This is a genomic window from Arsenophonus nasoniae (assembly GCF_004768525.1).
Classification (GTDB): Bacteria; Pseudomonadota; Gammaproteobacteria; order Enterobacterales; family Enterobacteriaceae; genus Arsenophonus; species Arsenophonus nasoniae.
This window is the reverse complement of the sequence record NZ_CP038613.1, coordinates 2,763,625-2,786,278: the sequence shown is the minus strand read 5'-3', so window position 1 is coordinate 2,786,278 and position 22,654 is coordinate 2,763,625. Positions and strand designations below refer to the sequence as shown.

The following is a 22,654-nucleotide window of genomic DNA, read 5'->3' as shown; positions in this document are numbered from 1 at the left end:
ACATGATAAGTGAAAATGGTACCTTATTGCGGATCTATGGCAAAGTTCAAGGGGTCGGATTTCGGCCCTGGATTTGGCAATTGGCGCAACGACTAGCCCTTAAAGGGGATGTTTATAACGACGGTGCCGGTGTAGTTGTGCGTATTGTTGGCGATGCCAGCAGGTTACTTGCTCAATTGCCAATCGATTGCCCGCCACTGGCTCGTATTGATCAAGTGCAGCAATTTCCCTGGCACTGGCGTCAATTGCCGCAGGATTTCACTATTCAGCATAGCGTGCCAGCAACGATGGCAACCCAAGTTGCTCCTGATGCAGCTACTTGCCAGGCATGTTTGCGAGAAATGAATGATCCAAACCAACGTCGCTATCGCTACCCATTCATTAATTGTACTCACTGTGGGCCGCGTTTTACCATTATTCGCGCGATACCCTATGATCGTCCGTTTACCGTTATGGCGGCTTTTCCGCTATGTGCGCCTTGTGCAGCAGAATATCGTGATCCTGCTGACAGGCGTTTCCATGCCCAACCTATTGCTTGTGCTGATTGTGGGCCGCAGGTGCTCTGGCTGGCAGAAAATGAGCGACAAGAAAAAGAGGCGGCAATTCAGGCCGCCATTAACGCATTGCAAAAGGGTAAAATTATAGCGATTAAAGGGATAGGTGGTTTCCATCTGGCTTGTGATGCTAATAATCCAATAGCAGTAAAGCGTTTGCGTCAGCGTAAACAGCGACCGTCAAAACCCTTAGCTGTGATGATCACTGATGCAATGGCCAGCCTTCTGCCTAAACAGGCTCAGTCACTTTTGCAGTTACCTGCGGCGCCAATTGTATTAGTGGATAAACAATGGCTATCGTTAGTTGATGAGATCGCACCACAGCTTAACGAGGTCGGTGTCATGCTGGCGGCAAATCCGTTACAACATCTATTAATACAGACTGTCGCGCGTCCCTTAGTGATGACTTCAGGCAATCTCAGTGGTTGTCCGCCGGCATTGAATAATGAACAAGCATTGACTGACCTAGTTGATATTGCGGACGGCTGGCTATTACACAATCGGGATATTTTACAGCGGATGGATGATTCCGTTATGCGCGTCTCGGGTGAAATGCTACGTCGAGCCAGAGGTTTTGTGCCCGACAGCTTGCCTTTACCGCCCGGTTTTAGCAAAGTACCCCCGTTGTTATGCTTAGGTGCCGATCTAAAAAATACTTTCTGTCTGATCAGGGATCAACAGGCGATTCTCAGTCAGCATCTGGGCGATCTCAATGAGCAAAATATTGAAGCTCAGTGGTGGCAGGTCGTGACCAGGATGCAGCAGATTTGGCAGTTCACGCCACAAAAAATCGTGACTGATAAACATCCGGCCTATCGTACACGACAACTGGCGCAGCAAATGTCTTTGCCGATAGTCACAGTGCAGCATCATCATGCCCATGCTGTCGCCTGTTTGGCTGAGCATCTTTGGCCAAGGCATGCAGGCGATGTTATTGCATTGATCCTCGATGGTATTGGTTGGGGAGATGATGATCAGCTATGGGGTGGGGAATGTTTGCGTGTCAATTATAATGAATGTGAAAAATTGGCGGGATTGCCTGCAGTAGCGTTGCCAGGGGGTGATTTGGCTGCACGCTAGCCCTGGCGGAATTTATTGGCCCAGTGGCTAGCATTTGTACCAGACTGGCAAATGCGTTCGGAAGCCAAAATATTGGCAGATAAACCCTGGCAGCCATTAGCACGAGCGATAGAACGAGGCATTAACGCACCACTTGCTTCTTCTGCCGGACGCTTATTTGACGCGATTGCGACAGCGCTTGGCTATGCGCCGGCGCAACAAAGTTATCAAGGCGAAGCCGCTAGCAGATTAGAGGCTTTGGCGCTAACCGTCAATCATATCAACCACCCAGTAACGCTACCGGTTAAAGATAACCAATTAGATATGATGACATTTTGGCAACAATGGCTCGATTGGCAGGCACCCGATGCTTGGCGCGCCTGGGCCTTTCACGACGCGTTAGCTAGAGGATTGGCTGAACTGGCCACCTATCATGCGCTGTTGCGAAAAATCACCACCATTGTTTGTAGTGGCGGTGTATTGCATAATCGCTTACTGCGTCAACGGCTACAGTTTTGGTTAACTGATTTTCAACTATTGTTACCAATGAATTTACCTGCTGGTGATGGCGCCATTGCTTTTGGTCAAGCGTTGATTGCCGCAGCAAAATTTTCTTAATCGCCGGTGCTAAACGTCAAAAGATTACCCATCCATTGCGGTGACAACAGCAGTTTTATTCACGCTGTCATAACGGTAGTTTGTTAGTGACTTGTTTGTCATGTCATTTATGTCGAACGAATGACACTATCAGTCAGAATTAATATTTTTTCTTTATTTTCCAGCTAGTTAATCATTTTGGTATGAGTGGCACGCTTCATGCATCTTAATGCTTAATCCTTTTCCAATTATGAAGTTAACAGGAGTAATGCGGATGAAAAAAGTCGTCACGGTTTGCCCCTACTGTGCATCAGGTTGCAAAATCAACCTGATGGTTGATAAAGGCAAAATTGTCAAAGCGGAGGCGGCGCAGGGGAAAACCAATCAAGGTACTTTATGCCTAAAAGGTTATTACGGTTGGGATTTTATCAATGATACCCAAATCCTTACCCCGCGCTTGAAATCACCGATGATCCGCCGTCAACGAGGCGCTAAGCTGGAGGCTGTTTCATGGGATGAAGCACTGAACTATGTGGCTAACAAGTTGGGTGCAATTAAAGCCCAATATGGGCCGGATGCCATTATGACAACGGGTTCCTCCCGTGGCACTGGCAATGAAACCAATTACATTATGCAAAAATTTGCCCGGGCGGTTATCGGAACCAATAATGTTGATTGCTGCGCGCGCGTCTGACATGGCCCATCGGTTGCAGGTCTGCACCAGTCGGTCGGAAATGGCGCAATGAGTAATTCGATTGTCGGTATCGAAGATACTGATTTAGTTTTTGTTTTTGGTTATAACCCAGCTGATTCTCACCCTATTGTGGCTAATCGGGTGATCAAAGCCAAGCAAAAAGGTGCCAAAATTATTGTTTGCGATCCGCGCAAAATCGAAACTGCCCGTATCGCTGATATGCATTTAGCTTTAAAAAACGGCTCTAACATCGCGTTATTGAATGCAATAGGACATGTCATCATTGAAGAAGATCTTTATGATCATGCCTTTGTCGCTGCGCGAACGGAAGGTTTTGCCGAATATTGTAAGATTGTTGCCGGTTATACGCCAGATTCAGTAGAAGCGATCACGGGGGTTAGCGCGCAGGATATTCGCCAGGCCGCGCGACTTTATGCGCAAGCGGAACGAGCCACCATCCTCTGGGGCATGGGGGTAACCCAGTTCTATCAAGGAGTGGAAACCGTGCGTTCACTGACCAGCCTGGCACTGCTAACGGGTAATCTGGGCAAACCCAGTGTCGGTGTCAATCCAGTACGTGGGCAAAACAATGTGCAAGGTGCCTGTGATATGGGGGCATTGCCGGACACCTATCCCGGTTATCAGTATATTAATGTAGCAGAACATCGTAACAAATTTGCCGAAGCTTGGGGTGTTGAGAGTCTACCGGCAAATGTGGGTTATCGCATTAGTGAGTTACCTCATCGGGTAGAACATGGCGAAGTTCGTGCTGCTTATATTATGGGTGAAGATCCATTACAAACCGATGCTGAGTTACCTGCGGTACGTAAAGCATTTGCTGATTTAGAATTGGTCATTGTACAGGATATCTTTATGACCAAAACTGCTGCTGCGGCCGATGTGATCCTGCCTGCGACTTCTTGGGGCGAGCATGAAGGCGTTTATACTGCGGCAGATCGGGGTTTTCAGCGTTTTTTCAAAGCGGTAGAACCAAAATGGGATCTAAAAACTGACTGGCAAATTATTTGCGAAATTGCTACTCGCATGGGTTATCCGATGCACTATAACAATACGCAACAAATTTGGGATGAATTGCGGCGTTTGTGTCCTGATTTCTATGGTGCTACTTATGAAAAAATGGGTGAACTAGGCTATATTCAATGGCCATGCCGTAGTGAATCTGATGATGATCAGGGAACGGATTATCTGTTTGAAAAAACCTTTTCCACACCCAATGGCTTGGGGCAGTTCTTTACTTGTGACTGGGCACCACCCTTAGATCGCATCAACGAAGAGTATCCGCTGGTACTATCCACCGTGCGTGAAGTGGGGCACTACTCCTGCCGCTCGATGACCGGTAACTGTGCGGCATTGGCCGCTTTAGCCGATGAACCGGGTTATGTACAAATCAATACGGCGGATGCTAAAAAACTGGGTATTGAAGATCAAACCTTGGTTTGGATCCAGTCACGGAAAGGGAAAGTGATCACCCGCGCGCAAGTCAGTGAGCGTCCTAATAAAGGTGCAGTATATATGACTTATCAGTGGTGGATTGGGGCTTGCAATGAATTGGTGGCAGAAAATTTAAGCCCGATAACTAAAACACCGGAGTTTAAATTCAGCGCTGTTCGGCTGGAGCCTATCGCCGATCAACGAGCTGCTGAACAATATGTGATTGATGAATATCATAAGTTGAAAAGACAACTGCGTGAAAGCGCTTTAGGTTAGATAAAGATTGGTTGTTTTATTTAGTCAGATAAACAACCCCAATTGGGGTTGTTTATGTTTGTGGGTTTAAATTATATCGACCGCTATTAATAAAGTTAGCCAAATACTGACCCAATTTGCTTTTTCCCCCTTTGCATTGGTTTAATTGTTCTCTTTCTTGTCAGGAAAGTTTTTTAAAAATAAGGCAAAGCGGTTAATAAATTTGGGGTTATCACATTGTGGTGAATTATTAAATTTCTTCATACATATGTCTTTAATTTTGTCGTGTTTATTTTCTTGTAAGTTTATTATCTCTACTAAGTCGTCATTTTGATTTTCGGTAGTATAAATGAATCTACTATCGTTATTATTTGCCGAAGAAAGTGAGCTAAAACCGACTAACAAACTAATGGTAAAAATTTTCAATCGCCATTTCATCGTCTATCCTCCTAAAAGAGTAAAAATGAATATTGATAATAATTATATTTTTAACATTTTCATTACTATTTTGGTGTGTGGCTAGTTTTACAAGCGAAAAATAGAACATAGTACTCAACAAGTTAAATAGCGATAGCTCATTAGGTTACCAGCAATTAACGCTTAAAACAGAGATAAGTTTTGCCTTATCTCTGTTAAAAGATTGCTTAATATTATTTAATCTTAAATGAGTTTTTTGCTAGCACATAGCAAAGCAATTTACTCTGCTATCCGAACATCAATACAGCCTTCGCCGCCATATTCTTTAGTGGCAGAATTACAACTTGCCTCTACGGCTTTATCATCATCCTTAAAGACAATGGTATCTTTATCATCATCATCTTTAAAAATGATTGCATCACTATCTGTTACAGTGCTGTTGCTAGGTGTTTTGTCACCGGCTAAAGCAAAAAAGTTAGCGGACAAAAGCATAGTAAGAATAAGAATTTTGATGGTTGATTTCATAATTAATCCTCCGATAGATAGGTAAAAATTATGATATATATCACACTTATAATTTTAACATAAAATTAACATTTATGTTAATTGTTTTGGTGGTTATTGTTATTTTTGGTATATATTTCTGTATTGGATTTAGTGGGGTGGGTTATGGGGGTTTTTGGTGGTGCATGGGTAATTTGGTATTAGGGGGGAGATGTTTTAACTACTATGTTTTTTTTCTATTTATGGCGAAATTTTTAAAACTGATAAATTGAAAATATTAATCGAAAATCAATTTATTATTTTAATGATGAGTAGTAAGCAATTATTTTAATGTGAATCTGGTCTAATATTAGCTGAAGTAGATACTTTTAGTCTCAGTGGCGCTAAAGACTAGTGCAAAGTCAGAAAGCCAGAATTATGTAAACCAGGCAATAAAAGAGTTAAACATAACGCGCGTGATAATCGCCCACAGAGAAACTACTATTTCATCAGTAGACAGGGTGATCTCGCTTAATGCACTGCCCGTCAATTAAAATACCTAAAAAAGTATAGGGAATACATCCTATAAACAGTGCGGGACAGCGGTTTATACGACTGGATTTTATTAACTTATTGATTTTAAAGTATTCATGTTAATATTAATAAATTTTTGCGATCGAGGTGTCAGCACCTGAGCAGACTGACTTAGAAAGACAGCCACAACTGTTCTGTATTGACAATAAAATCAAATTAGAATCCGGCAAAACCAGTTCAGTATATGGTTAGGTTGCTGTTAAAAGTATAGCCCTAAAACCATGCTCAGCGAGAGAAAATGAACGCTACCACTAAACTGAAAACTAAAACGGCACAGTAGAAAAGGATGTTACCTGAGTATTGAGATAGGGCATTCAGATGCGCGCTACCTTGCTTTTTTAGTTTTTGAATAGCATCTTTTTCATTATTTGCTTCTATTGTGTAAGGATATTTAGTAAATCCCTTGCTTTTCATTTCCTTGGAAAGCTCACGCGTCACAAGATCCGCTGTAATTACTTTTGATTCTTTGTCTTTAATAAAAATTATATAGTTATTCATCGTCCCACCTAATACCAGAAAATATTATCCAACAACCCTCTGAACAAGCACTACTGTTTGTATTATCTTTAAGATCGCCGTTAAAGACATTTTTTATCTGAAGCGGATCCCCAGGCAGTAAAAGTTACCCAGCTCCCGACTCTTTTTTCTCCAGCGAGAAAAAATAACCTTTTAGTAAGTATTGTTCGTGAAATTTACCATCCCTTTTAGGGTTTAAGTAGTCAAGATACAGAATACCCTCCTTAATCAGAAGAAATCCAAAACTATATTCCGTGATCGAAATCACAAAAAAGTTTTTATATTTTCACCTGATACACTACTGGGCGAATAAATGTAATTGGAACAGGTAAATCAACATAAGGAAATGTATTATGAAAGAAATTTTAAGTAACCAGTATGACGACGTATCTGGTGGTTGGGCAGATAAGGATGGAAGTAGTCACAGTTCAGCAGACGATGGCGGATCTCGCTCCGGTGATGGCGGTAACGACAAGGGGGCCTCATCCCTTTTAGACAGAGCTGTTTCTGTATATTACAGCAACCCTTATGGTAGCGGTGCTGGTGCAAGTGGTTTCTGGGAAAACGGAAATTCCGAGAAATCCGGTAGTGGTGGTTACAATGGAAATGGCACAGGTTCTCTCGAGAGATAGCTTAGTGGTAAAAATCATTGATGCTACAGAAAAAAGTGCAGGCTGTCAGTCTGTGCTTTTCCAAAACCACAGTGAACAACGCCTACTACAAGACGTCTCATCATTCAGGGTCTGGGACAGTTAGTATTAAAGGTCCTCAGGTTCGGCGGTCAGTTTTTTACACTGAAAAAGATCAGATAGGTTTGGTTGACCTACTCCCTTTCTTTTAATATACAGTGATATGAGTGTACGAAAAAGCATTGTTTGACTACTGTATTAATAGATACTCAGCTTAGAGAAATTTTATTATATCCCGACAAAGACAAAGTTAAAAAAACAATAATGTTTATGAGCAAAATGGATAGAACCGTTGCGCTTAATATGCTATTGAGTTGATTGGTAGTGTCCATTTGAGTATAAGTAGTGGAAACAAAGTGGGCATTATATAATGCAAAAGGGCTACGTTTTCACGCAACCCCTTGATTTATTTGGTGGAGCTGGCGGGAGTTGAACCCGAGGGTAAAATCATATATCTTATTGATATTAAAAGTTTTTATATAAAAAATATATTGTAAGTGAATTTGACGTGCATTATATAGTCTGTTTGTAGGTGTATCATAGTCATTTTTTTGCTGATGCTTTTACGCTTTTTGTAGCATTGCCATCATATTCTTTTAGATATGATCCATAGTGTCTGAATAACATTTCAGGTCCCTTATGTCCCATTTGCGCAGCTAGCCAAAATAAATTTGCACCTTGGCTAATATGTCTGGTAGCAAAAGTATGTCTTGTTTGATAAGGGTTACGATATCTAATTCCAGCTTTCCTTAAAGTTGGCATCCATGCCTTCTTTCTAATCGCGTCCGCTCCAGCCCAAGGTTTTTTTGTTTTTGGATCTTCAAATATTTCTTTTGTCTTGAGAAAAGTGAATGGTTTCTGATTTTGTAAAGCTAAAATTGCCTGATCATTTAATTCTACTTTTCTTGTCCCTGATTTAGTTTTTGTTCCCTTAATAATACCTACAACACTAGCAGATGAGATATAAGCTAATCTTTGAACGAAATCGATATCATCCCAACGTAAAGCGCATAATTCGGAACTACGTAATCCAGTATTTATTGCAAACTGGAATAAATTTTCCCATTGCTTGTATTTTGTTGCTGATAATAGAAGCTCCACTTCGCTTGGGGAAAGTGGATCAATAACATATATACTTTCTTTACTTGTATTGTTTGAGTGATATCTTGCTGCGGTAACTTGACTAACAGGATTTATATTGATAAGTCCATCAGTTATTGCCTCATCTATAGCACTACGAAGAAACGACAGTTGATTTCTAATTGTTTTCAATGTTGTATTTTTTCTCTGTATCCAGTTTTTTATTACAGCTGGAGTTAGCGATCTTACTTGTATGTTATGTAATTCCATTAAAGCATTAATACATTTTTTATACCCATTAATTGTTGATGGTGATAGTTGTCTTTTTTTACAGATCATAATATATTCATTTAAATAATCGATAACACGCTTTTCCTTGGTTGATATTCCAAATAAAATTAATTTTTTTGAATGAGGAAAATATTTAACATAATTAAAATTATTAAGCTTTATATTATTCTGTATTTCTCCTAATAGCCTTTCTGCGTACTTTATATTTTTATTATTTACCTGTAACCCTGAAAGAGGTTCTCTACATAAAATCCCTTTATATGTAAAAGTTAAAACTATGGTTTCGCCTTTTTTATGTTGACGAATAGTTATACCTCTTGGCAATTTATTTTGTTCTTTCTGGCCCATTTGTTTACCTCCCTAATATCAATCCAGCGCTCTTTTGAACCTTCAACTTTTAAGACTTGCACACCTTCTTGCCAAAATTGCCTTTGCAAACGTTTATTTATTGCTTCGGTTGATTCACCAAATAACTCACAATATTTTGAGATTGGTACGCATTCGTAAAACATATTTACCTCTGTACATTTTCAGATGTATATCATTCAAAAACTCACACTATTCTCAGGCGCTTCATTGCCCCATAGATCCCAGCCCTGTACTTTGTCACAAGCAAAAAGTTCGATACGCTTCACATCACCGTAGAGCTTCTCTAATCGGTAATGGACTTCTTTTGGTTTTTGGCTATGTTCACCGAGACAGGCGTAGATAACTTGTTTGATGGAAGCGTCCTTGCGTTCTAGTCCTTTTCCCTTGATGGCAATTAAACAATCTTCTGAATTACTGCGGGTGTAGTTACCGCCATTCATGCGTGTTTCAGCATTGAGTAATGTCAGAAAGTCATCAGCATCAGATAGCTCAGCTTTTTTGATAGCTTTGGAGATCCGCTCTTTGGCTAACTTATTGAGCTTGACCCAGGTAAATCCCTTCATGGTTTTGACTTTAAATCCCCATGCTTCCGCCAACCGGATAGCTTCCAGCGCAAAGTTACCCGTATACCACATGCAGAGTACGGAGTTATCATTAACGATGGTTTCTATAGGTAGTCGAGTAAGGGAGTAAAAGTCAGTGGTGTTGTAGTGATTGTGTGCTGCGCCGTTTGATGCTTTGTTTTGGTATTGCCAGGGTGGGTCTGCGAGTATCAGGTCATACTTCACGTCATCTCCTAAACATACCCGCTTTTACTTTTATGCAAGTCGTCTATTTTTTCTAACACAGTGATTTTATTACCGCCATTTCCGGTTAATGTTCCGTTTTCTCCATCGGTATCAAATTGATATATCAATCCTTTGTTTGTTAATTTTTTCTCCTTCAATCTAATTATTTTCATCCTTTCACCATGATAAATAACCTGCATCCCTGCTTTGACATGGTGTAACGTTGTTCTGTATTCCTGGGTGTTATTCATACAGTTACGCCCATTACCAATCAAATGATTACCATTCTGATCAAAATTTGATCAACTTCAGTTAATTATGATATATTCATACCGTTGTGTGTTCGTAACCACAACATTTCCCTAATATTGCCAGCCTTGCGCTGGTCTTTTTTTGAGTGATTCAGAAATACCAAATAGTGGTCAATCTCTAGTGAATACGTTGGCTATTAGCAAATAACGATTTCAGATTGATACCGTATACCTGTAGCCATGATTCAGCAGGCCATGACTTAACCTGACCATAACGAATATCGGGTACTTCGGTTGCCTCCATCTGGTTCTCACGGCACCATCTGCGAAGTGGGGCAAATTTATACTCTTTTCCTGTGGCATTCTTTACTGCTGTGATAGTGGCATGTTTAACACTTTCTCCTAGTCGTTCTGTCAGTTCCTGATTTTTACGTGTAGCAACACTGAGTTTACCCATTGCAGAAGCTTCACGAGTGCGACTGATTTGTGATTTTGTCCTAATTGCTTTATCACGTTCATCTGAAATAACCAGTTTTTCTTTTTCTGACTCAACTAGCGCTTCCAATGCTTGAATATAATTTCCAGGTAATGTTTTTTGGTATTGGATAGGACGGAAATAGGCGTTTTCCATTTTTTCAAAGAAAGCCCACGCTTCGTCAGTATCAACAATTTTTGACATACGAGCTGCGCCTTTCTCTGTCCATAATGTCAACGATGTTGTATGTTTATTAACCGAGTCGTTAATAGTCACGCGGTTTCTAAATTCATGTAATTCCTTACCTTCCAGCTTAAATACATGAACTCCTTCTATAAATCTATTTCGATTACGTGACAGATTTTTTCTAATTCCTGCTTCTGATATAGCATACCCCTTAGCAAGGGTTTCAGTAGTTACCACTCGAACATTTTGCCACTCGATAACGGGTAATTGATTTGAATCGATAGTAATTAAATTTTGCATATAGCAATTCCTCAATAGTTAAAATTGATGAATGAATATAGATGTTGACTCAGTGGAATAGGTAAGGTGGGGTAATTACTTCTTAACGCAAATCGCTTTGGCATCTATATCTTTGAAAGTCTCAAATTCACGTTCAAACTGCTTAGCGGCGAATTGGCACATATTTTCAGTGTCAAATTCTTGAGTATGAACACTTGCAAAGTCATTTGACGCGTAAGGGCTGGCGTACATGGATAGGATTAAAACCCACATGGTAGGAACTCCTTGTCTAAAAAGGATTAAACTCATTATTTACTGGCGTATGGGTTGGTCTACGCTCGTCTCTATCTTTTAGAGTACGCAACAGGTTTTTAACTGCTTGAGCGGGTTTGTTTTCAACTTTTTCTAAAAGCGTTTGTCCAGTGTTTGCTACAAATGGCATACGGATATCAAAGCTGTAACTTTCATCGCCATTTTTCTTCGTTCTTAGAACTTTTAGCAAAACAAGTCCTACTTTTTTGCCATGGAATTCTGGCGCAACCAGGTTATTGTTGTGGACAACCGAGGTTACTCGCTGAATTCCAATACATCCCATCATGGCATTGACCATATTTTGACCGAAAGGGTTTACCGTGCCGTCATTTTTCTTACAACAAATACTTAGATAGTTAACTTTTCTGCCATCCTCCGATTCACCAGAGAATTCAATAAACTCAGCGCCTTTTTCACTTTTGCTTAATTTTGCCTCAGTAATCGTGATTACATATGCGCCTGATTCATTAATGAAACCTCCTTGATAAGCAGCAAGGGCAGATTCTTCTGTATAAGTAAAAATAATGTTGTGATTCATACTTTATTTTCCTCTTGTTGTGATGTAATGCCATAATAGTTGCAGATGACTTTATCTATTTTATTTAAGTCATTTTCAATGAGTTGAGAATCAAACATTCCCATAGGGCTTTTGCAGCAATCACTGCCATTTGATTGAGTTGAAAAAGAGTAAGAGCCGTTTGATACATGTGTTCGTAAAACGATAGTAAAATATCCTTCGGGTACAAGCGTTGAATCAACTAATTTACCGACCGTTTTCATCCGAACGCTGCCGAAGTCATCGGTTTGAGTGTGAGACAGGATGTAAACCCGCCGATGCTCAGAACCCTCACCAGCAGCTCTAAACACATCCCAGGCATTCTTACCAATAGAAGTGAATTTGTCGTATCCTCGTTCATTACATTTAGCCATGAGTTCATTAACCATCACAGCCTGATAGTCATCAATAACAATAATTTCATGTGGAGCTTTTTTAAGAACGGCTACGATATTATCGGTTTGGTCAGTGCGATATATATTGCCATCAGGATTGTCGCTATTTCTTAATTTCCATTGTTTTGTGGGAAATGGCAGCGGTTTATTTATGCATTGAACGATTAACGTTTTACTTGCATCAAGATTTCTTAAACTAGTGCTTTTACCTGTTCCTGATTCACCTAGGATTAAAGTTGCTGTTCCCATTTTAATCACCCCTTATTTTTCCGCCTAATGGTCCATCTCTTAGTTCCTGACCAATAAAAGGATTGTATTCTTTATTTTTAGTTTCTATCGTTTGGTGAGTATTTATCGATGACTGACTTATTAATTTTTCTAGCGCTTTTGCTTCTTTATCGTACATTTCCATTGCTTGACGTTTTTCTTTCATCGATGGCGATAAAGGTTCTTTTCCTTGCCTGATTGCGTCCATCTGTTGTATTGCATAGGCAATAGCGTCTTCTTTTGATAGGCATCTCCTTTTATCCGTTAGCCTCGGCATTTTCATGTAAAATCTCCTCGAAAATCCTGCCAGCTAACAGGGACGTTTAGGTGTCCAAGTACTTCACGTTGATGTTCATATTTGTTATGCTCCTTAAGCTCATTGCTTTTTCTTTGCACCTTGAGCAACTGAGTCAACTCAAATAAAGTCATCGGTTATTCCTATCTTGCTAACAGTAAAACGAGGGTTGCCAATGCGATGATTAGCACGGTGGGGATAATTTTTATGGCGTCTTTTCTGGCGAAGCTGTCACTATTTAAGACGTAGCGAAGCTCCTGCTGCTTAAGCTGGTTCATGTTTTTGGCTCTTAATTGATATTCAGATGTGATTAATTTGTAGAATACGGTCTTTATTCGTCCGATTTCTTTGATTGATATTTAAGTAGTGCCTGTGTTGCTCTGCGGTGTCGACGATGTGCGTTATAGAGTTCACGCTTTTTCTTCATTAACGCCCTATAGTGGGGCTTTGTATGCTCGATGACGCCTTCGTATTCTGGTTTTTCTGGGCTAAGTGAACCACAATGCGCTCTAGGGTCACCATTTTTGAGTAAATATTGGCGTATGGCAGAATGATAAATATCTTTCAGCGTCACGATGGCTTTTTCGCAAGCAAAAATATCTTTGGATGCCGCAATGATACGAGCAATAATAACGTCCTGATTCATCGTCATCTTAGGCCACCTGACTATATTTGTCGTGGGTGAATTCACCATTCCAGTCTTTCTTCATCGGTAGCTTACCTTTAAAGTATTGGTTATATAGCCATGTAGCCCCCTTTTTTAGCAGAACGATTTTGTAACACTGACGTTGCCCGTAATCGTTTGTCATGATGAAGGGGGATTCGGTTAGATACGTGTCTCTCGCATAGGAATGAACACGCCAGACATGAGCCTTGCTGATATCCTTTTCTGCATCGTAGAGAAAATGACGCGATTCGAGAAATAAATTAACCTGGTTAATGTTTACGCCATTAAGCTGCTTGCAAAACTGAACGGGTGTCATCCCAGCCTGAAACAGGTTTTTTAAACAATCAATTTCGGTTTTTTGTTCCTTGTTAACTAACGATAAGTGTTGAACTTTCTCTGCCATTTCAGCAGCAAGCCGTAGTGCATCAGGAAGTGTTTGTGGAATAACATGTGTAGCCGTTTTTGCCTGTCTTTCGCATTCAATGAAATACTGTCTGGCCTGTTTGCCTTTTTCATTACGCTCAACCATTGATAACTCTTTCGCCATATCGAAGGAAATGTGGTATTCCTTCGCTGGACGACCTCCGAAGGGGTTTTCGCCAGAATTGGCGAAAACTATATAGTCGATATTTTCTACAAATCCGTACTGCTTAATACGGTCTTTAATCCAATTTGAAAAATCCTTGCCAACTTCTAGAAATTGATGTAAGTCACGAGCATTGACTGTTTGGATTAATTCGCCGTTAATGTTTTTAGTTTCTATTGCAATCAGTTGATGTAATTTAGACATAAAAATATTTCTCCGTAATTAAACGAATTAAGGTGTTAACGTGAAAGATTTTGCAGATTGACCCCTAAACCCGTTATACTTACCAAAAAGGAGGATTTCCTATGGGTCAGGTTGCATTTGATACATTAAAATTTGTTGAAACGCTTGAAAGTGCTGGTTTACCAAAAAATCAGGCTAAAGCGATTTCTTTAGCTGTACGTGAATCACATGAAGCAGTTGATGTAGCGACTAAAGCTGATATTGCTGAAGTAAATCGCAATATTGCTGATGTTCGTAAAGACTTATCTGCTGAGATGAATTTACGTTTCGAAAGAGTAGACGCTCAAATATCTGATGTTCGTAAAGATATGGCGGTGCGTTTCGAGAAAACTGATGGTCAGATAGCGTTGATTCGTAAAGACGTTGAAACTATTGCTACTGGACTACTTTTAAAACTTGGTGGTGTAATCGTTGTGACTATTAGTGCTGCAACGGCAATACTCAAATTCTTCTAATTCTTCTAATTCTTCGATTGCAGGTTCAAATCCTGCACAGCCCGCCAATTTCACGATATATCTTCATCAGCCTACGATTCTCTTTCTCAAGACGATCATTTTCATTTGTTAAGCACCTGATAATTTCTTTGAAAGTGCGTATTTCTCTGTCATCATCATCACGAATATCAATACTGCTTAAGTATATTGAATCGCTCAAATCACGACTGCCATTAGTTACGCCAACCAGATTACCCATATTAGGGTGTTTTGCTGTTAAAATGCGTGGATTGTCCAGTCTCATCATTTGTACTCCTTTGTTTATTCTAATTATTTATTGCTGTGTTAGTACCCAATTCCAATGGCACCCCTACAATCTGGTGGGTTACTGGTTAAATCGCGATTTTGTTTTTCACGAATACTCATATTTGCACATTGACCAAGAATTAACTTATTATTTTCTAAGGCTACAAATGCGTCTCTAATCTTGTGGCTTAGAGTATTAATATCAACTTCGTTTAATGATAAATCGCGTTTGTAATTAATTTCTAACAGATTAGCTAAAACTTCACGTGCTTTGTCTTGTGATTTCTCACTTAATTCTTCAAATTTCATACTTCCTCTTAAATATTAATAAGCTTAAGGATGTGTGCCCAAGTGCCTCTTGGTGTCCGCTTACAGTCATCACGGACGGGTAAACGCAATCAAACTATATTTAGCTATATAAATAGATAATTTATAGTGTGTTGACTGTCCCACGAGCGCAGAGCCGCATTCACACATCCTTAAATTGATTATGGGTTAAAAATAATGCAAGTTTATTAATTACCCTGATTTAATTTTAACCTTACTATAAATAGGGAGGTTATTTTGTGTAATATACGATAAGTGATTAAGCGAGCTGTGATTTGGGCAGGAAAGTTACTGCAATTAGAGAATAATCATCAATACTAGTATTTTTATTTATTCTTCTTTGTAAGCTGGAAGCAAAGCGTATAGGGTTTTTTAGTGTTTCGATAGAGAATCTGGGGCGCTTTTCCCAAAAATGATGGGCACCATCTGACATGATGTACAAATTCAAAAGCCCATTATTTTCAATAAGTTCAGAAACTGGATAGCATAGCTTCTGGTATTGAAGCTCAACAATTCTTGATATAGCCGTTGTGAGTTTATTTTTTCCTTTAATATTTTTTAACTCTTTTTTTGTATATATTTTTTCATCTAATAGACTTTGATGTACGGTATGGTCTTTAGATAATTGGATTAGTTTATTTTTATTTTTTACATAAATTCTTGTATCACCAATATGACCTATATGGACATTATCGTTGTTAACATAACAAAAAGTTAGGGTTGTTGCAGAATGATATAAATCAGGATTTTCATCTGATATTTTTAATATCTCATCTTTGATAGTGCTGAATATAGAATCTATATCTATATCATGATCTAAAACCATTTTTGATAGGTTATTAATAGCTATTTGAGAAGCTAATTTAGCACCTTTATATGAACCGACACCATCAGCTATCGCAAAGATATAACCATTCCCTATTTTTAAAGGAGGTAAAATAGAATCCTGATTTTCCTTGAAATCGTCTTTACCATAAGAAAAGAGACCACAATTTAACAGCTCGATCATTGATTCCTCCTTTCAATTACGTTGTTTAAAGCAGCTAACATTTCTGAAACAGATTGGTACCTATCTTTACATCTTAGATTAGTACTCTTACGTATAATGTCATCAACACCGTCAATCGCTGAAATATCCATTTCTTCCATTATAACGCCAAGTGCGTAGATATCTGACTGTATACTATATTCTCCCTTCTTCGCTTCAGGTGACATATACTCTACAGTTCCTAACGCAATCTGAATCTTTGTTAATATCTCTGATTCAGATTCGTTATTTGAGTTTTTTATTAGGCCGAAATCTGATACTTTATAAACATCATTGTTAAATTTTAGAATATTAGCGGGTTTTAGATCTCTGTGAAGATAACCTTTCTGATGAACATAATTGACTCCCTTTAAGATCATTTTTGTTATTTCCATTTTTTTATTTATATCTAATATATTTTCAGAGAGTTCTTTTCTGAGGTCTGTTTGCGAAAGTTCCATGATAAACCAAGGATTTTTGATTTCCATGTGATGCATGCATATATAGACAACATTAGAATGTTTACAATTAGCTTGATAAAAAACTTCTCGTTTAAATCTTCTTCTCAATTCATCATGAGTAAATATTGAGCCAACATATTCTTTTTGAACGGATAACGTTTTTCTAGCATATTGCCCAGCTAATTTTCCATTCAAATTAAATAATTTTATTAATTCAACTTTCCCAAAAGTACCATTCCCAATTTCTTCAACTGGTTCTATTAAATAGTTCCCTTTTCTTTCCATACTTTTAGCCTTTTTTAAGTATGGACATAATTTACTATTAAATTAATGAGTAACCTGTTAATTAATTGCTTCAAAATTTTGCTGTAGCTTCCCTAGACATCAGAAAAGGGCGGCGTAGTTTTGGTTTGACTGAATACAAAGCTACTTTTGGCAGACAACAATTATCAAAAGAATCATAAACTTTAGTAGGACGAATTGAAATTGCCTTTTCTACACGATTAATCACTTTTCTTTTTAGTGAAAGGATAGGGCGTTTAGTGTTTGTTGGTGTTTGTTGCTGAGAGGGTTTGCTTCGATTTAAGGCTGCTTTCAGTGCCATATTAAGTGCTTTGTTATATTCATAAGCTGCCTGTCTGGCTTTTCTACGCTCATGTCTTCGACTACGAGCATTATCATAACCATGAAAGTTACACATATTACCTCCTGACAATGGGTTTTGGTGGTGTGTGCCGGAGGTATCCGGATTATATTTACAGTCATATTGGTAGTACCCTGGTGTTGGTTTTTAACTTAGCGGCTGTATTTTGGTTATTTCACACACCCCAAAACCGACTGTTTGGGTGTTTTGTGGTTACGCTTTTTCAGCGAAAGAGTGTTAAAGAGCGGTACTGCTTAATTGCATTTAAATTTATTGCGCCTGTCTTTTCACCACATCAGGCTCGGTGGTATCCTTGCTGTTCTCTACAACAACAAAGAAGAAAAAATTATGTCTAAAAAAAATGATATTCCCACGTTTCCTATTGCTGGTTGGAAAATCGGTCCTTTACCAGGTTACGATGCGCTGGCGTTGAAATTTCAATTTCTTTCGTCGCCTATGCAGTCAATTAATGAAGCTCAGGAAACTCAGTTCTTTATTATTAATCCACAGATGGCTCGAACACTCATTGCTGATCTAACCAAACATATTGACACCTTGGAAAAGGCTGCCATTCAATCTCCTCAAGGAGATACCCACTAACTAAAAACACAGTACTAACCGCTTTTTGTTCAAAGCGCCTAATTTCATAGGTGCTTTTTACATTCGTCATATCTTAAATCCTTTTGAATTACTGTCGTCACTTGCCTTCATGTTCATATGCCTCAGGCTGGCTACTTAGCAACGTCTGGCAAGGTTTCAGATAACTCGGAGTCTTGTCTGGCGTTTGCCTGTTGCAGTGAGTTGATGTGATAAATGTAATTTAAATTACATTTTATGTCAATCTTTAAGTAATAATAATTACACAGCAAGGAATAAAAAAGCTCCTTTCGAAGAAGCTTTTAATTTTTATTCTATTGTAATTCTTGAATTATTTTAGTAACACGTCCTTTAATGGTGTAGTTACCTTCTAGTTCAATTATTTTAAATGAGGGATTTAGAGGGATTAAATATTTATTAGGTCCATCTATAGATAGTTTTTTTATGGTTGGCTCTTTCGAGTCCTCTAACTGAATAACAATAATCTTACCATTGAGATCATCAATATCACCATAATCAGGATCTACTAAAACCTTAGAACCATCTGGTATTGAGGGTGATCCGTGAGGGTTTGCCATTGAGTCGCCTTTTACTAACATCATAAAAGTATTGGCTGATACATCAGACATGACTTCACTCCAAACTGTTACGTCACTTATTTCAGCAAAAGGAGTTATTCCATCCCACTTGCTGATCTGCTCCCCTGTTAATAAAGGGATCCTTTTAAAGGTTGCAGAAGATAAGCGATATAACTTTGTATCATCTTCAGAGCGTGAATCTTTGCCATAAAGCAGCCACTCTATATTGCATGCTAATACTTTTGTCAGTATATGAAGATTTTCTCCATCAGGTTTTGTGTCTCCATTTTCCCATTTTGTTACTGAAACACGACTGACACCGAGAGCTTTTGCTATCTCGTTTTGGGTTAGTCTTAATTCTTTTCGCCTATCGCGAATGCGGTTGCTGATGCTGGTACTGGTTTTCATGTAATCAATGTTACCATTATTGCTTGTAACATGTATTGACATATTAATGTAACTACTGTTACCATTTTCTCAGCTAAGTAATTCAGGAGGGAAGGAGTGAAAAAGAATGAAGTAATTAGATACTTTGGGGGCGTTCGTAATACAGCAAAAGTATTAGGGATAACACATGTTGCTGTTTCACGGTGGCCATTAGTTATCCCTGAAAAAAGAGCCATGCAATTAGAGCGCTTGACTAAAGAAAAGCTTAAATATGATTCTTTTTTATATAAAAAATAGACGAGTATTTTCATAAAAATTAATGAGTTATTAGATAAAATTTTTGAGATTTAGACTTTATATAAAAACAACCGCTCTTTAACAACCTGGCCTCCCTGAAATTGGGAGATTTTAAATTCCCAGCCCATCGGGAGGGATAACTATTATCTGAAACTTATGGAAGTAATTATAGACATGGAAACCACGATTACACGCAAATCAAATGCAAAAAACATTGAAGCCAAAATACGTAATGGCATTCAGGCACATTCAGCAATAAGAATTGCTGAGGCTATTGGCGTAAATCCATCTCAAATCACGAGATGGCAGTCAGAGGATGGAATAATTCCGAAGATGGCAAAACTGCTTGATTGCATTGGCTACGATTCACCGAAGCAAGATTTAGTCATAACAAATATCTCAGGTGAAGAGATACGCAAGCTGATTGACATGCTGGAGCATTTGAGATTGCCAAAAAAAGAAGCTTCAAGGCTAAAAAACGATGAAGCTTGTGAATATTTCAAGGAGCTTTGTATTTAATTAGAGATTTCAGGAAGTTTAATGAGAAGGGAAACTGCAAATTTCCCTTTTTTCTTTCAATTTCAGCGAGGTCATTATGGCAAAAAAACGCCGATTTATCAATAAAAACCATGAAGAAAAAGCTCATCCAGATAGTCCTGATGGGCTATTGGTTGCTGCATCAAAAAATAAAGATTTTGCCCGTCGGTTAGTATCAGAATTCAGGAAGTTACAAGGAGATAAAAATGGCTGCAACAGTCACCAGTCTTGATGATTACAGAGTTAAAAACGAAGTCAGGGAGAATGCCGTGGCTGAGATTGAAAATGGGTATACCAGAATAGCGAATGAGCTACTTGAAGCGATAGCAGGTGCTGATTTAACTGTCAGACAGATAAAAATCTTACTCACTATAGTCAGAAAAACTTATGGCTTCGGCAAAAAGCTTGATCGAATTACGAATACACAAATTGCAGAAATAACAGGTATACATCATACCCATGTTTGTAAAGCAAAGAATGAAATGATTTCAATGAATATCTTAATCTTGGAAAAGGGAAGAATAGGAATTAACAAAAAAATATCTGAGTGGAATTTTAATATTAGCCAAAATAGCAAAACATTAGCCAATTCAGCTAATGATAATAAATTAGCTAAGTCAGCTAATAAAAGTTTAGCCGAGTTAGCTAATGTTAGATTAGCTGAGTCAGCTAAACACAAAAGAAATCTTTTAAAGAAAAGAAAATACCCTTACCCCTCACGAGGGAATGATGAGAAATTAATTTCTAACAATCGAAAAAACAAAATCCCCTATCAGGAAATTCTACAGGTTTACAACGAGACAGTAGGTGACAGATTACCCAATGCTGAATCACTGAACGACAAACGAAAACAGGCTATTGGTAAATTCTGGAAAGAACTCAAAAACCCTTCGGTTGATGCTGCCAGAAATTATTTTGAAGTATTTGTTGAAACCGCTAATCCTTGGTATTTCGGTGAAAATGACCGAGGCTGGCGAGCAAGTTTTGATTATCTGCTAAGACCTGACACAGTAACCAAAACGAGGGAGGGTGCGCTATGATAAATCAGGTTCCCAATAACTTACCTGCTGAACAAAGTGTTATCGGCGGCTTGCTGATAGACCCCATGAGCGACAATGCCTTGAAGGTGTTTTCACTGCTAAGCCCTGATGATTTTTATGCAACACACCACCGATTGATTTATGCAGAAATGAGCGCGATGAGCCGGAAACGTCAGGCAATTGATATTATCACAGTGGATGAAGCGTTGTCTAAATCAGGGATGGCGCAAAAAGTGGGTGGATTTGCCTATCTTGCTGAGATAGCCAAAAATATCCCGAGTGCCGCAAACATCGTCAGTTACGCAAAAAGTATCAAAGAGTGTGCGGCAGGGCGTTATACCGTTGAAAAAGCCATTGAGATACAAAAACTGTTTATTCAGCCTAATGCTTTAGGATTTACTGATAAAATCGACATGGCGCAACGTCTAATTGATGAAGCGGCAAAGTTTGGCAAGATTGGAAATAAGGCAGGACTTCGTCGGATTGATGACGTACTGGATGGCGTATTCACAGATATTTGTGACCGTCAGGACAACCCTGAGAAACACTGTGGACTCAAAACAGGGTTTAGGGACTTTGATGACTTACTGAAACCTAAGCAAATCGTTAATGGCTCGTTGTTCGTGGTTGGCGCACGCCCAAAGATGGGTAAAACCACCGTGTTGACTGAAATGGCGAAAAACGTTTCCAATCAAGGGAAAACAGTATTGTTATTTAGTATGGAAATGACCGATTGTCAGTTAGCCGAGCGAACATTAAGCCAACAATCCAATCTTAATTCAAATCGGTTTTATGAGAAGCTGGAAGAGCATGAATGGGATGAGTTATGTAGTGCGATTGGTCGACTCAAACAGTGCCCAAATATCTGGATTGATGATACGCCAGCGATGACTTTGCATCACATACAATCAGAATGTCGAAAAATAAAACGTAAAACAGGCGATATTGGGTTTATTGGCGTTGATTATTTAACATTGATGCAGACTGAAAAAGCGGACAGAAACGATTTAGCCTACGGAAATATCACCAAAGGGTTAAAAGTCTTGGCAAAAGAACTCAATACTGTTGTCGTGTTATTAACACAATTAAACCGAAGTTTAGAACAGCGCACCAACAAAAGACCCATGCCCAGTGACAGCCGCGATACGGGGCAAATTGAGCAGGATTGCGATTATTGGTTAGGGATTCATCGGGAATCGGTTTATGACACGGAAGCAGATAAAACTCTAACAGAACTCATACTACGGTTAAATCGACATGGTAAAACAGGAACGGTTTACGTTGACCAGAAAGGACTAAGTATTTTCCCTGTTGACCAGCATGTAGCCGCAGCAAAAAGCCAACCACAAAAAGAACCTAAGCGCTATTCCGAGAAGAAATTCTAATCAGGACGCCCCCAATGAAATACCAAATTGAAGCAACCCTTGTTAAGGATGGTGGCGAGCCTGTGCATTGGTATCGCTTTAGCGACAAAGCACTATCAGAAAAAGATTGCCTGAAAATGTTATCCCAGCCGTCCATGTTCAAAATGCAATTTAGAGAGCTGGATTACTACTGGACTGTTGGCAGTGGCAAGGCTGGAAAATGTGACAAATTGCCAAAAGTGGTCATAGAAAATTTCACCTGTAATCCGCTAAATCCCACCAAATAAAAATCAAATAGGCAAAAAT

31 protein-coding genes and 1 pseudogene are annotated in these 22,654 nt (G+C 38.9%); 11 read left to right on the top strand and 21 right to left on the bottom strand.

The window, feature by feature from the left end; genetic code table 11:
* Positions 1-2 precede the first annotated feature (2 nt).
* Both hypF and fdhF read left to right on the top strand, forming a co-directional pair.
* Positions 3-2,231: pseudogene (gene hypF / locus ArsFIN_RS14215) on the top strand (carbamoyltransferase HypF).
* A gap of 253 nt (positions 2,232-2,484) precedes the next feature.
* The gene (gene fdhF, locus ArsFIN_RS14210; RefSeq protein WP_081700678.1) at positions 2,485-4,632 is read left to right on the top strand and encodes a formate dehydrogenase subunit alpha; all 2,148 of its coding nucleotides are present in this window, start codon (positions 2,485-2,487) and stop codon (positions 4,630-4,632) included.
* 141 nt (positions 4,633-4,773) lie between these two features.
* Here fdhF and ArsFIN_RS14205 read toward each other — a convergent pair whose 3' ends face one another.
* From ArsFIN_RS14205 to ArsFIN_RS14195, 3 genes are all read right to left on the bottom strand, one after another.
* Complete coding sequence (locus tag ArsFIN_RS14205; protein WP_026823437.1) at positions 4,774-5,049, bottom strand: hypothetical protein; 276 nt, start codon at positions 5,047-5,049, stop codon at positions 4,774-4,776.
* 258 nt (positions 5,050-5,307) lie between these two features.
* Positions 5,308-5,553 (bottom strand): hypothetical protein, encoded by a 246-nt coding sequence (locus ArsFIN_RS14200; protein ID WP_026823438.1) that lies wholly within the window; start codon positions 5,551-5,553, stop codon positions 5,308-5,310.
* 777 nt (positions 5,554-6,330) lie between these two features.
* Positions 6,331-6,603, bottom strand: coding sequence for a hypothetical protein (locus tag ArsFIN_RS14195; RefSeq protein WP_026823439.1), 273 nt, complete (start codon positions 6,601-6,603; stop codon positions 6,331-6,333).
* A gap of 371 nt (positions 6,604-6,974) precedes the next feature.
* Here ArsFIN_RS14195 and ArsFIN_RS14190 point away from each other — a divergent pair, with 371 nt between their 5' ends.
* Positions 6,975-7,253 (top strand): hypothetical protein, encoded by a 279-nt coding sequence (locus ArsFIN_RS14190; protein ID WP_026823440.1) that lies wholly within the window; start codon positions 6,975-6,977, stop codon positions 7,251-7,253.
* A gap of 600 nt (positions 7,254-7,853) precedes the next feature.
* On the opposite strand, the gene ArsFIN_RS14185 is transcribed toward ArsFIN_RS14190, so the two are convergent.
* The 12 genes from ArsFIN_RS14185 to ArsFIN_RS27565 form a co-directional block, all read right to left on the bottom strand.
* Entirely contained in the window at positions 7,854-9,029 is a 1,176-nt protein-coding gene (locus ArsFIN_RS14185; RefSeq protein WP_026823441.1) for a site-specific integrase, read from the bottom strand.
* The gene (locus tag ArsFIN_RS14180; protein WP_026823442.1) at positions 8,990-9,193 is read right to left on the bottom strand and encodes a hypothetical protein; all 204 of its coding nucleotides are present in this window, start codon (positions 9,191-9,193) and stop codon (positions 8,990-8,992) included. Before ArsFIN_RS14180 ends, ArsFIN_RS14185 begins: the two co-directional genes overlap by 40 nt.
* 33 nt (positions 9,194-9,226) lie before the next feature.
* Positions 9,227-9,838: an MT-A70 family methyltransferase gene (locus ArsFIN_RS14175; RefSeq protein ID WP_135677913.1), complete on the bottom strand. Its 612-nt coding sequence runs from the start codon at positions 9,836-9,838 to the stop codon at positions 9,227-9,229.
* Positions 9,839-9,846: 8 nt separating this feature from the next.
* The gene (locus ArsFIN_RS14170) at positions 9,847-10,089 is read right to left on the bottom strand and encodes a hypothetical protein (RefSeq protein ID WP_135677912.1); all 243 of its coding nucleotides are present in this window, start codon (positions 10,087-10,089) and stop codon (positions 9,847-9,849) included.
* A gap of 178 nt (positions 10,090-10,267) precedes the next feature.
* Positions 10,268-11,050, bottom strand: coding sequence for an ORF6N domain-containing protein (locus ArsFIN_RS14165; RefSeq protein ID WP_135677910.1), 783 nt, complete (start codon positions 11,048-11,050; stop codon positions 10,268-10,270).
* Positions 11,051-11,125: 75 nt separating this feature from the next.
* Positions 11,126-11,302: a hypothetical protein gene (locus tag ArsFIN_RS26465; protein ID WP_167876698.1), complete on the bottom strand. Its 177-nt coding sequence runs from the start codon at positions 11,300-11,302 to the stop codon at positions 11,126-11,128.
* A gap of 16 nt (positions 11,303-11,318) precedes the next feature.
* Positions 11,319-11,879: a DUF669 domain-containing protein gene (locus tag ArsFIN_RS14160; protein WP_135677908.1), complete on the bottom strand. Its 561-nt coding sequence runs from the start codon at positions 11,877-11,879 to the stop codon at positions 11,319-11,321.
* Complete coding sequence (locus ArsFIN_RS14155; RefSeq protein ID WP_135677906.1) at positions 11,876-12,541, bottom strand: ATP-binding protein; 666 nt, start codon at positions 12,539-12,541, stop codon at positions 11,876-11,878. Before ArsFIN_RS14155 ends, ArsFIN_RS14160 begins: the two co-directional genes overlap by 4 nt.
* Position 12,542: 1 nt before the next feature.
* On the bottom strand, positions 12,543-12,842 hold the full coding sequence (locus ArsFIN_RS14150; protein WP_135677904.1) for a hypothetical protein: 300 nt from the start codon (positions 12,840-12,842) through the stop codon (positions 12,543-12,545).
* Positions 12,839-12,988 carry a hypothetical protein gene (locus tag ArsFIN_RS26460; protein ID WP_167876649.1) on the bottom strand — a complete coding sequence of 50 codons (150 nt, stop codon included), beginning with the start codon at positions 12,986-12,988 and terminating at the stop codon, positions 12,839-12,841. The genes ArsFIN_RS14150 and ArsFIN_RS26460 overlap by 4 nt, the downstream gene beginning before the upstream one ends.
* 197 nt (positions 12,989-13,185) lie before the next feature.
* The gene (locus ArsFIN_RS14145; protein ID WP_135677441.1) at positions 13,186-13,506 is read right to left on the bottom strand and encodes a hypothetical protein; all 321 of its coding nucleotides are present in this window, start codon (positions 13,504-13,506) and stop codon (positions 13,186-13,188) included.
* Between the two features lies 1 nt (position 13,507).
* Positions 13,508-14,311, bottom strand: a complete 804-nt coding sequence (locus tag ArsFIN_RS27565; protein WP_246067245.1) for an antA/AntB antirepressor family protein — start codon at positions 14,309-14,311, stop codon at positions 13,508-13,510.
* Between the two features lie 101 nt (positions 14,312-14,412).
* Between ArsFIN_RS27565 and ArsFIN_RS14130 the strand changes: the two genes are divergently transcribed.
* Positions 14,413-14,805, top strand: coding sequence for a CCDC90 family protein (locus ArsFIN_RS14130; protein ID WP_135677497.1), 393 nt, complete (start codon positions 14,413-14,415; stop codon positions 14,803-14,805).
* Positions 14,806-14,830: 25 nt separating this feature from the next.
* Here ArsFIN_RS14130 and ArsFIN_RS14125 read toward each other — a convergent pair whose 3' ends face one another.
* The 5 genes from ArsFIN_RS14125 to ArsFIN_RS14105 form a co-directional block, all read right to left on the bottom strand.
* The gene (locus ArsFIN_RS14125) at positions 14,831-15,091 is read right to left on the bottom strand and encodes a hypothetical protein (protein ID WP_135677498.1); all 261 of its coding nucleotides are present in this window, start codon (positions 15,089-15,091) and stop codon (positions 14,831-14,833) included.
* 38 nt (positions 15,092-15,129) lie between these two features.
* The gene (locus ArsFIN_RS14120) at positions 15,130-15,399 is read right to left on the bottom strand and encodes a hypothetical protein (protein ID WP_135677792.1); all 270 of its coding nucleotides are present in this window, start codon (positions 15,397-15,399) and stop codon (positions 15,130-15,132) included.
* A gap of 277 nt (positions 15,400-15,676) precedes the next feature.
* Entirely contained in the window at positions 15,677-16,426 is a 750-nt protein-coding gene (locus tag ArsFIN_RS14115; protein ID WP_135677500.1) for a PP2C family protein-serine/threonine phosphatase, read from the bottom strand.
* Complete coding sequence (locus ArsFIN_RS14110) at positions 16,423-17,190, bottom strand: serine/threonine-protein kinase (protein ID WP_135677753.1); 768 nt, start codon at positions 17,188-17,190, stop codon at positions 16,423-16,425. Before ArsFIN_RS14110 ends, ArsFIN_RS14115 begins: the two co-directional genes overlap by 4 nt.
* Positions 17,191-17,260: 70 nt before the next feature.
* Positions 17,261-17,605: a transcriptional antitermination N peptide gene (locus ArsFIN_RS14105; protein ID WP_135677902.1), complete on the bottom strand. Its 345-nt coding sequence runs from the start codon at positions 17,603-17,605 to the stop codon at positions 17,261-17,263.
* Between the two features lie 201 nt (positions 17,606-17,806).
* Between ArsFIN_RS14105 and ArsFIN_RS14100 the strand changes: the two genes are divergently transcribed.
* On the top strand, positions 17,807-18,148 hold the full coding sequence (locus ArsFIN_RS14100) for a bssS family protein (RefSeq protein ID WP_246067244.1): 342 nt from the start codon (positions 17,807-17,809) through the stop codon (positions 18,146-18,148).
* A 311-nt stretch (positions 18,149-18,459) separates the two neighbouring features.
* On the opposite strand, the gene ArsFIN_RS14095 is transcribed toward ArsFIN_RS14100, so the two are convergent.
* Positions 18,460-19,173 carry a S24 family peptidase gene (locus ArsFIN_RS14095; protein WP_026824104.1) on the bottom strand — a complete coding sequence of 238 codons (714 nt, stop codon included), beginning with the start codon at positions 19,171-19,173 and terminating at the stop codon, positions 18,460-18,462.
* A gap of 54 nt (positions 19,174-19,227) precedes the next feature.
* Between ArsFIN_RS14095 and ArsFIN_RS14090 the strand changes: the two genes are divergently transcribed.
* The 6 genes from ArsFIN_RS14090 (at position 19,228) to ArsFIN_RS14070 (ending at position 22,635) form a co-directional block, all read left to right on the top strand.
* Positions 19,228-19,407, top strand: coding sequence for a Cro/CI family transcriptional regulator (locus tag ArsFIN_RS14090; protein ID WP_026824103.1), 180 nt, complete (start codon positions 19,228-19,230; stop codon positions 19,405-19,407).
* Positions 19,408-19,581: 174 nt separating this feature from the next.
* The gene (locus ArsFIN_RS14085) at positions 19,582-19,926 is read left to right on the top strand and encodes a CII family transcriptional regulator (RefSeq protein ID WP_167876697.1); all 345 of its coding nucleotides are present in this window, start codon (positions 19,582-19,584) and stop codon (positions 19,924-19,926) included.
* 76 nt (positions 19,927-20,002) lie between these two features.
* Complete coding sequence (locus ArsFIN_RS26455; RefSeq protein WP_167876694.1) at positions 20,003-20,176, top strand: hypothetical protein; 174 nt, start codon at positions 20,003-20,005, stop codon at positions 20,174-20,176.
* Entirely contained in the window at positions 20,151-20,984 is an 834-nt protein-coding gene (locus tag ArsFIN_RS14080) for a replication protein (protein ID WP_135677898.1), read from the top strand. Before ArsFIN_RS26455 ends, ArsFIN_RS14080 begins: the two co-directional genes overlap by 26 nt.
* The gene (locus ArsFIN_RS14075) at positions 20,981-22,369 is read left to right on the top strand and encodes a replicative DNA helicase (protein ID WP_246067242.1); all 1,389 of its coding nucleotides are present in this window, start codon (positions 20,981-20,983) and stop codon (positions 22,367-22,369) included. The genes ArsFIN_RS14080 and ArsFIN_RS14075 overlap by 4 nt, the downstream gene beginning before the upstream one ends.
* Positions 22,370-22,383: 14 nt before the next feature.
* Positions 22,384-22,635, top strand: a complete 252-nt coding sequence (locus tag ArsFIN_RS14070; RefSeq protein ID WP_135677896.1) for a DUF1187 family protein — start codon at positions 22,384-22,386, stop codon at positions 22,633-22,635.
* The last annotated feature ends 19 nt before the right edge of the window (positions 22,636-22,654 follow it).

Excerpts from the sequence above, each read along its gene's own strand:
- ArsFIN_RS14180 (WP_026823442.1), bottom strand. The coding sequence starts at position 9,193 with ATGTTTTACGAATGCGTACCAATCTCAAAATATTGTGAGTTATTTGGT.
- ArsFIN_RS14160 (WP_135677908.1), bottom strand. The coding sequence starts at position 11,879 with ATGAATCACAACATTATTTTTACTTATACAGAAGAATCTGCCCTTGCT.
- ArsFIN_RS26465 (WP_167876698.1), bottom strand. The coding sequence starts at position 11,302 with ATGTGGGTTTTAATCCTATCCATGTACGCCAGCCCTTACGCGTCAAAT.
- ArsFIN_RS14110 (WP_135677753.1), bottom strand. The coding sequence starts at position 17,190 with ATGGAAAGAAAAGGGAACTATTTAATAGAACCAGTTGAAGAAATTGGG.
- ArsFIN_RS14205 (WP_026823437.1), bottom strand. The coding sequence starts at position 5,049 with ATGAAATGGCGATTGAAAATTTTTACCATTAGTTTGTTAGTCGGTTTT.
- ArsFIN_RS26455 (WP_167876694.1), top strand. The coding sequence starts at position 20,003 with ATGGCAAAAAAACGCCGATTTATCAATAAAAACCATGAAGAAAAAGCT.
- ArsFIN_RS14195 (WP_026823439.1), bottom strand. The coding sequence starts at position 6,603 with ATGAATAACTATATAATTTTTATTAAAGACAAAGAATCAAAAGTAATT.
- ArsFIN_RS26460 (WP_167876649.1), bottom strand. The coding sequence starts at position 12,988 with ATGACTTTATTTGAGTTGACTCAGTTGCTCAAGGTGCAAAGAAAAAGC.
- ArsFIN_RS14185 (WP_026823441.1), bottom strand. The coding sequence starts at position 9,029 with ATGGGCCAGAAAGAACAAAATAAATTGCCAAGAGGTATAACTATTCGT.
- ArsFIN_RS14150 (WP_135677904.1), bottom strand. The coding sequence starts at position 12,842 with ATGAAAATGCCGAGGCTAACGGATAAAAGGAGATGCCTATCAAAAGAA.
- ArsFIN_RS14190 (WP_026823440.1), top strand. The coding sequence starts at position 6,975 with ATGAAAGAAATTTTAAGTAACCAGTATGACGACGTATCTGGTGGTTGG.
- ArsFIN_RS14120 (WP_135677792.1), bottom strand. The coding sequence starts at position 15,399 with ATGAAATTTGAAGAATTAAGTGAGAAATCACAAGACAAAGCACGTGAA.
- ArsFIN_RS14115 (WP_135677500.1), bottom strand. The coding sequence starts at position 16,426 with ATGATCGAGCTGTTAAATTGTGGTCTCTTTTCTTATGGTAAAGACGAT.
- ArsFIN_RS14200 (WP_026823438.1), bottom strand. The coding sequence starts at position 5,553 with ATGAAATCAACCATCAAAATTCTTATTCTTACTATGCTTTTGTCCGCT.
- ArsFIN_RS14155 (WP_135677906.1), bottom strand. The coding sequence starts at position 12,541 with ATGGGAACAGCAACTTTAATCCTAGGTGAATCAGGAACAGGTAAAAGC.
- ArsFIN_RS14170 (WP_135677912.1), bottom strand. The coding sequence starts at position 10,089 with ATGAATAACACCCAGGAATACAGAACAACGTTACACCATGTCAAAGCA.
- ArsFIN_RS27565 (WP_246067245.1), bottom strand. The coding sequence starts at position 14,311 with ATGTCTAAATTACATCAACTGATTGCAATAGAAACTAAAAACATTAAC.
- ArsFIN_RS14080 (WP_135677898.1), top strand. The coding sequence starts at position 20,151 with ATGGCTGCAACAGTCACCAGTCTTGATGATTACAGAGTTAAAAACGAA.
- ArsFIN_RS14125 (WP_135677498.1), bottom strand. The coding sequence starts at position 15,091 with ATGATGAGACTGGACAATCCACGCATTTTAACAGCAAAACACCCTAAT.
- ArsFIN_RS14070 (WP_135677896.1), top strand. The coding sequence starts at position 22,384 with ATGAAATACCAAATTGAAGCAACCCTTGTTAAGGATGGTGGCGAGCCT.
- ArsFIN_RS14075 (WP_246067242.1), top strand. The coding sequence starts at position 20,981 with ATGATAAATCAGGTTCCCAATAACTTACCTGCTGAACAAAGTGTTATC.
- ArsFIN_RS14085 (WP_167876697.1), top strand. The coding sequence starts at position 19,582 with ATGGAAACCACGATTACACGCAAATCAAATGCAAAAAACATTGAAGCC.
- ArsFIN_RS14130 (WP_135677497.1), top strand. The coding sequence starts at position 14,413 with ATGGGTCAGGTTGCATTTGATACATTAAAATTTGTTGAAACGCTTGAA.
- ArsFIN_RS14165 (WP_135677910.1), bottom strand. The coding sequence starts at position 11,050 with ATGCAAAATTTAATTACTATCGATTCAAATCAATTACCCGTTATCGAG.
- ArsFIN_RS14145 (WP_135677441.1), bottom strand. The coding sequence starts at position 13,506 with ATGACGATGAATCAGGACGTTATTATTGCTCGTATCATTGCGGCATCC.
- ArsFIN_RS14095 (WP_026824104.1), bottom strand. The coding sequence starts at position 19,173 with ATGTCAATACATGTTACAAGCAATAATGGTAACATTGATTACATGAAA.
- ArsFIN_RS14105 (WP_135677902.1), bottom strand. The coding sequence starts at position 17,605 with ATGTGTAACTTTCATGGTTATGATAATGCTCGTAGTCGAAGACATGAG.